Source organism: Nostoc flagelliforme FACHB-838, assembly GCF_014698065.1.
In the GTDB taxonomy this organism is placed as follows: domain Bacteria; phylum Cyanobacteriota; class Cyanobacteriia; order Cyanobacteriales; family Nostocaceae; genus Nostoc; species Nostoc flagelliforme_B.
Genome location: NZ_JACJSI010000344.1, coordinates 1 through 6,223 on the forward strand (window position 1 = coordinate 1; position 6,223 = coordinate 6,223).

The 6,223-nt window shown below is 41.2% G+C and carries 6 protein-coding genes and 2 pseudogenes; 4 read left to right on the forward strand and 4 right to left on the reverse strand.

Annotated elements, in window-relative coordinates; genetic code table 11:
* Positions 1 to 517 precede the first annotated feature (517 nt).
* Positions 518 to 1,270, forward strand: coding sequence for a glucose 1-dehydrogenase (locus tag H6G97_RS43100; RefSeq protein WP_190946660.1), 753 nt, complete (start codon positions 518 to 520; stop codon positions 1,268 to 1,270).
* A 158-nt stretch (positions 1,271 to 1,428) separates the two neighbouring features.
* On the opposite strand, the pseudogene H6G97_RS43105 reads toward H6G97_RS43100, so the two are convergent.
* From H6G97_RS43105 to H6G97_RS43115, 3 genes and pseudogenes are all read right to left on the reverse strand, one after another.
* Positions 1,429 to 1,665: pseudogene (locus tag H6G97_RS43105) on the reverse strand (hypothetical protein); the annotation flags it as partial.
* Between the two features lie 82 nt (positions 1,666 to 1,747).
* Positions 1,748 to 2,947, reverse strand: coding sequence for a hypothetical protein (locus tag H6G97_RS43110; RefSeq protein ID WP_190946657.1), 1,200 nt, complete (start codon positions 2,945 to 2,947; stop codon positions 1,748 to 1,750).
* The gene (locus H6G97_RS43115; RefSeq protein ID WP_190946658.1) at positions 2,948 to 3,823 is read right to left on the reverse strand and encodes a hypothetical protein; all 876 of its coding nucleotides are present in this window, start codon (positions 3,821 to 3,823) and stop codon (positions 2,948 to 2,950) included.
* Between the two features lie 316 nt (positions 3,824 to 4,139).
* Between H6G97_RS43115 and H6G97_RS43120 the strand changes: the two genes are divergently transcribed.
* From H6G97_RS43120 to H6G97_RS43125, 3 genes are all read left to right on the forward strand, one after another.
* Positions 4,140 to 4,331 (forward strand): hypothetical protein, encoded by a 192-nt coding sequence (locus H6G97_RS43120; protein ID WP_338421969.1) that lies wholly within the window; start codon positions 4,140 to 4,142, stop codon positions 4,329 to 4,331.
* Positions 4,328 to 4,489 (forward strand): HNH endonuclease, encoded by a 162-nt coding sequence (locus tag H6G97_RS55675; protein WP_338421968.1) that lies wholly within the window; start codon positions 4,328 to 4,330, stop codon positions 4,487 to 4,489. Before H6G97_RS43120 ends, H6G97_RS55675 begins: the two co-directional genes overlap by 4 nt.
* Positions 4,490 to 4,772: 283 nt before the next feature.
* Positions 4,773 to 5,723, forward strand: coding sequence for a malate dehydrogenase (locus H6G97_RS43125; protein WP_190946659.1), 951 nt, complete (start codon positions 4,773 to 4,775; stop codon positions 5,721 to 5,723).
* 258 nt (positions 5,724 to 5,981) lie between these two features.
* Here H6G97_RS43125 and H6G97_RS43130 read toward each other — a convergent pair.
* Positions 5,982 to 6,223 (reverse strand): annotated as a pseudogene (locus H6G97_RS43130) (hypothetical protein); the annotation flags it as partial.

Sequence of the window (6,223 nt, forward strand, 5' to 3'; positions counted from 1 at the left end):
CCTTCGTTCTCTCATCTCAAATGGATGTTTGAGTGGTTTCTCCGAAACACTAACTTTGATTTTGCGACTCTTCAAATGTACGGAGCTTTTTCAGAAATCAAATACTAGTCCTATATACCAATAAGACAGTCAGGGATTCCAACTTTAATTGGAGCCAATATTCGATTTTCATATAGATTGATTTATCAATCATTGTATTGTATAAACGTTTCAACTCTGACTGAACTATAAACCAGAGCCAATTGCATATATTGAATTTATGCAAACACAAATAGCAATTTGGTTGCAATATATAAGTCTGCTTTAGACGTAAATATTGCTGTTAGAAAATAAAGGCTCAAAGTCTTATCAGATAAAAGCTCCAAAATCAACTTCGACTATTGTTCTCTGATAATGACAAAAGAGGATATTTGTTTGATTTAATTCCTTTTTAGGATTTAGAGAAAAGTAAGAAAAATTTACTTACTTGCTGGATAATCAAATTTACAATCCTAATTTATATTCAAAAAACATCATCATGCCACAAAAACTCTTAGAAAAAGTTGCTCTTGTTACCGGCGGTACTAGCGGCATCGGTCTTGCCACTGCCAAGCGCTTTGTCGCCGAAGGTGCCTATGTTTTTATCACAGGTCGTCGCCAAACTGAACTTGATGCTGCCGTGAAAGAGATTGGTGAAAATGTCACAGGTGTTCAGAGCGATGCCTCCAAACTGGAAGACCTTGATCGCCTGTTCGCCACGATCAAGCAAGAGCAAGGACACCTCGATGTAGTCTTTGCCAATGCTGGCGTTGGAGAACTCGCTCCACTCGGATCGATTACCGAAGAACACTTTGACAAAACGTTCAACACTAACGTCAAAGGTCTGCTGTTCACTGTACAGAAAGCACTGCCTCTTTTGCCAGAAGGCGCTTCCATCATTCTAAACGCCTCGATTACTTCTATAAAAGGCACCCCAGCCTTTAGTGTTTACAGCGCTACTAAAGCTGCTGTGCGAGCATTTGCCCGTAATTGGACGCTCGACCTCAAAGAGCGTAAGATTCGAGTTAATGCGGTTAGTCCTGGCGTGGTTCCGACTCCTGGTTTCCATCTCACGGGACTGAGTGATGAGCAGTTGCAGGAATCCGTGGACAGCCAAGCCAGCACCATCCCGATGGGAAGAGTAAACACGCCTGATGAGATTGCCAAAGCTGTTGTCTTTCTCGCATCCGATGACAGCAGCTTTGTGAACGGTATCGAGCTGTTTGTTGATGGCGGTATGGCACAGGTTTGAAGCGCTCCAAAAGCTGACTTTTCAAGGTAAGCCCTCAAGTCTCGAAAAAGCGTAAGAGCCTTTCAAGAAACAACTTTTACAATTTATTATCTAGAAAGCTTACTGAAAAAGTATTTTTAGCTCAAAAGAGGCAAGGTTGTTACATCTGACTTTTCCCGTTAAGTCTCTTTTGCAAGCTGCCAGCCCTCACAGAGGTCGTGCAATTTTAACCAACCTCGCCACAGTACCTGAATACCAATGGGTGTTTTACTTCGATGTTCTAAGTAGCCGCCAAGACGAGCAACGGCTTCAATAGCCCAGCTAACTGTTAGTACTTTGGGAAGTTTGGGAGACTTAGCTTTTAAAATCTTGAGTTCAAGGGGATTAAGAATTTCAATGGCAGGGGCTAAGGGCGAATGGCACTAAGAAAAGCGGAAAGGCTTATCAAAAATCTGTCTCACCCTGCAAAGTTGACTTGCCAGACCACTAGTGATCGCGCTAACTTCTCTTTTCCTGCTGGGCTTTCTTATCCCTATGATCTCTACCACTCATAGTAAAAGCATTGGCTATTTGAGTTGCACGATATTTTTCATACTCTGGAGTTTTGAGATATTTCTCAATCCACAGATCGCCTTGTATGTCGCCTAAATCTCTTGTATATACCTTATAAGTTTTGGGATCTACGCCGCATTTGTGCAACTGCATTAAGGTGGTATACATTTGATGCATGTCGGGCTTGTAGTGACCGCTTTTATCAGATATCTCTTCAAGTGTGCCACCTATAACTTTGATTGCTCCAGCACCCTTGACTGGAATTCCAGCTAAGGCGCTTGAGTGGTGATACTTACCTTCCTCATGAGCATCTGTATAGAACTTACCATCGGGGCTTAAAACAAAGATCATCCAATTCTGTCCACCATCCGGCGCACCTAAAGCTGTTTTATCCATTGAGCTAACAGAATCTCCAGAGGCATCTGTCCATTGACCGCCGCTAATCGTGACCTCTTTGTTTTTACGCTCTTCTTTTGACTTTAGGTATGTAACTCTCTCTTGCCTTTTTTCTCCTCTGGTTTGCTTTATTTCCTCTTCTTGTTCTGGGTCAGACGGTATTCCAAGGTATGAGTTTCTCTGCTGAATGGTCTTGTCTTCTTCAAGTTCTTCCTTTTGCATTTTTAGCTCTAGCCAATCCCAGAAGGAAATTGTATCTGGCGGCGGTGAAGAATCTGTAGCGTATTCTGAAGTTTCTTTCCACTTCCAGAAATCAGCAACACCATCTTTCTTTTGTTTATCGAACGCCGCTCTCATGTCTTGATCTCTCTGCTCCTTCTCATTCAGCCATTCTATAATTCCACACTCTTCGACCCACTTGGCAAATTTCCCACCTTGGTTAGAATAATTCCCACCGACTTCAAAGGCAGGTCGATGCAGTGCATCCCATGCCTCTAGCCAGTAATTTTCATCGCTATCTTCTCCGTCCATCGAATTCGAATAGCTTAAAGTTTTCGTCTTGCCAGGTATTTGACTCGTAGATGAATCTGTTTTGACTATCTTCTTCAATTTCTGCCAGCGTTGTTTCCCGGTTTTATCTCCCTCTAAACTCTCACTTTCCTGCTCTTGTGATTTTACCTGCGATTCTTGAGGTTTAAAGTCCGATGCTTGTGATTCAGCCGAAATGCTTGATAAAGGTTGTGATTCCAATTACTGTGCTTCTATCTCTGCTTTGATAGGCTCAGATGCTACCTGGGCTGCTTTTGGTTTTCTCGCTCTCTGCTGCCTTGCTGTTTCTACATCTACTCTTTGTTCTTCTGCTATTTTTTCAAACTTTGTAACAGCTTCTTTAACACTAACCTTTTGGATAATATCCCCACTTACTTTGGTTTCTTTAGACTGTATGGCATCTGTGACACTTGCCACTTTAGCTGACTCACTATTTGTCGTTCTCCTGTTGATTACATCTACCTCAGTTCCTAGTCGATCGGCCTGGCTCTTATCTATTTTATGATTAGGCATCGGTGCATGAATCTGCTGTACTACCTGACTTGCTATTTTGTCGGCTTCTTGCTCGTACTTATCCCCCGTTTCCCCAATAGAAAGCTGAGGCTGAATTGGTGTGGCTGACTCTGTTGTCGGAGTTCTCTGCTGATTCTTGATGAGAATATCCATCAAGTCATGCTGTCCCTTAGCCTGTTCCTTTTTCTGAACCCAGAAGTCATCTATCTTGGCTTGTAGTACGCCGAGCTTTTCTTGCTCCTCTGGTGTGATCGTGCCATATTTCTGCTTAATTTCCAGCCCCGTCACGTCAAACTTTTGCTGCTGCAAGGTCTGATTTTCTATTTCCACCTTTGTCAGAGGGGTTTTTGATACTTGTTGACCGGAAAGAGAGAAGGGAAGATATGTCAACTGAGAGTTTTTCTGGGGTGTTTCGGATCTGGTTGGGGTCAATTCACCATTAATTACAGTTAACAATCTAGCTTGTACCGTGCAATATAAAACTGCCCTGGACAAAACCCAGAGCAGTTTTTGATAGAAGTTAATTGTATAGGAGACAATTAGCTTTGTCCCCGGTTTATCCATAATAGATACCGTTATATAATACTATTCACCTGAATTTTCGGAGTTTACGCAAAAAACGAATAATCTTGAAGTTGGCATTACAAAGGTTAGAAATCAGCACAAGCTAGCCGTATTACAGACGGCATCCGCGAACTTGAGCTTCTTCCTTGCGGAAAAAGACAAGTCTACCGCATTACCTTTTATCAACTGGCATTCAAAATAAAGCAGGTAAGGAAGATTCGCTGTTAAAATACCACCAGTCCGCTAAATTAAACGAGACATACAGCTTATGATTACTCAAATGATGGTTCAACCCTCATTCTGAGTAGATTCTGGAATCAAACTCAGTAAAGTTAGGGACATACATTTGTTTAAATTTACTGAAGAATTACAGTCTCGACTCGAAAAATTGTCTGAGAAAAAGAAAGCTGGATTGCTAACCACAGAAGAAGATGCTGAATTGGCAGGCATATTGGAACTAGATAGAATTTTTACCTTGCTTAATGCCAAAATCATTTCTGAATCATGACAGTTAATGATGCAACCAAAAAATTAGTCAGACAAAGAGCAAAATTTCTTTGTGAATACTGTCATTCTTCAGAAGAAGCAAGTGCTGCTCTATTTTCTATTGACCATATTATCCCACGCGTAGACCATCACCTAAGAGCAATCGATTCGTCTCTCTGATTGCCGAAAGCCCTGCTGATGTAGGCTATTGGAGTGATGAGTGGCGTGTTGGTGGGAAATCGCGCAAAGATTCGGCTTAGAAGCTTTTGTGTTAGAGAAGCTACTAGCTTTGACATTTTTATGAGACGTGTTTTTGAGAGTTGCGATCGCTAGAGGGATTAATTTATGGCACTGTTGGATGGAATGATTGCACAATTCAATTGCCGAATTGCGTGATTTTGGACAATATCAGTTATATTCTTAACCCAAAGCGAAAAACAGTTACAAAAAAGGTAGATACAACATGAGTAGCAAAACATCCAAGGTCGGGGTGATTGGTGCGGGGAATGTGGGTGCAGACGTAGCAAATGCTTTAGTGCTACTCCGAAAATGTGTGAGAGTCGTGCTTTTTGACCGAACCTTATCAAAAGCTGAGGGGCAAGCATGGGATATTGAAGACAGCATTCCCTTACTTGAAGAAATGGAGATTATACCATCAAATAAGTATGAGGATTTAGCTGATTCTGATGTAATTGTCGTAACTATTGGGGTACAGCCGAAACTTGGACAGAGCCGATTAGATACGTTGAGTGACAATGCAGAAATCATACGTTCGACGATGAAAGAATTGGATCGAGTTGCACCGAATTCAATTGTGCTTATTGTTAGCAATCCAGTTGATGTACTAACGCGGATTGCAATCGCCAGTTCCACGAGAGCAGAAAACCTAATTTTCGGTTCGGGAACCGTTCTTGATACTGCTAGACTGAGATATCAACTTGGTAAGCGACTGAATGTTGCAAAACAAGATGTTCATGTTTATGTGATTGGAGAGCATGGAGACAGTGAATTTGTCGTTTGGTCTAGTGCGTTTATTGGGGGAATTGCATTAACGGAATTTCCTATACCACAAGGAGCGACGCTGGAGCAAATTCACCAAGAGTACGCAGATTTAACCCGTAAGCGAGGCTATAACATTTCTGAACGTAAAGGAAATACTAGCTATGGCATATCAATAGCAGTTTGTCAGTTAATTGATACTATCCTGCGAGATGAAAAACAAATATTTCCAGTATCAGTGAGAGCAGATTCTAGCTATGGAGTTGGCAATGAAGTTGTTTTTGGACTTCCATGTATCGTTAGCTCAATAGGTATTGAGCGCCAACTGGTGTTACCAAGAAATGCTGATGAACAACGCTTATTAGAAGAGTCCGCCACCCAACTGAATCTTGCCTATAATTCTTTAGATAATTAAAATCAACTCACATAGCCTGTCTAAAAATATAGTATAAGCTTAACTAATTTAGTAGGTATCTTCTAATAGGCTATAGCAATTGATTTTTTTATAGGTATTTTTGACTTATTTTTCTTTTGTGCTTACTTGTTGAAGGAGACGTGCATATCCTAAAGTTAGGATATATAAAGACTTTTCTACTTGTACACAGCCTTTAAATAAGAAAATCTGGTTACAAAACCGATATTTTGTATCGGCTCAAAATTTCGGGGTAGAGATTTATTCAGGTAGCCACGACCAACCAAATGGGTTAGAAGAAGACTTCTCTCGAATAATGTTACCCAAACAGGGAATATCACCGAGTTGCAAAATCCGGTCATGCATATACTCAAAAAAGCTAATACCTAACTTACGAGTAGTGGCAACCAGGGACATGAAAATATCCCATGCTTTGGTACCAAGTTCTGTTTGGGTGGCATAACTAATCTTGCGTCGCTGTACCATAGTTCTAGCAGCCAACT

What these genes read in the sequence shown, in the direction of transcription:
- H6G97_RS43125 (WP_190946659.1), top strand. Translation starts at nt 4,773, where the DNA reads ATGAGTAGCAAAACATCCAAGGTCGGGGTGATTGGTGCGGGGAATGTG.
- H6G97_RS43100 (WP_190946660.1), top strand. Translation starts at nt 518, where the DNA reads ATGCCACAAAAACTCTTAGAAAAAGTTGCTCTTGTTACCGGCGGTACT.
- H6G97_RS43115 (WP_190946658.1), bottom strand. Translation starts at nt 3,823, where the DNA reads ATGGATAAACCGGGGACAAAGCTAATTGTCTCCTATACAATTAACTTC.
- H6G97_RS55675 (WP_338421968.1), top strand. Translation starts at nt 4,328, where the DNA reads ATGACAGTTAATGATGCAACCAAAAAATTAGTCAGACAAAGAGCAAAA.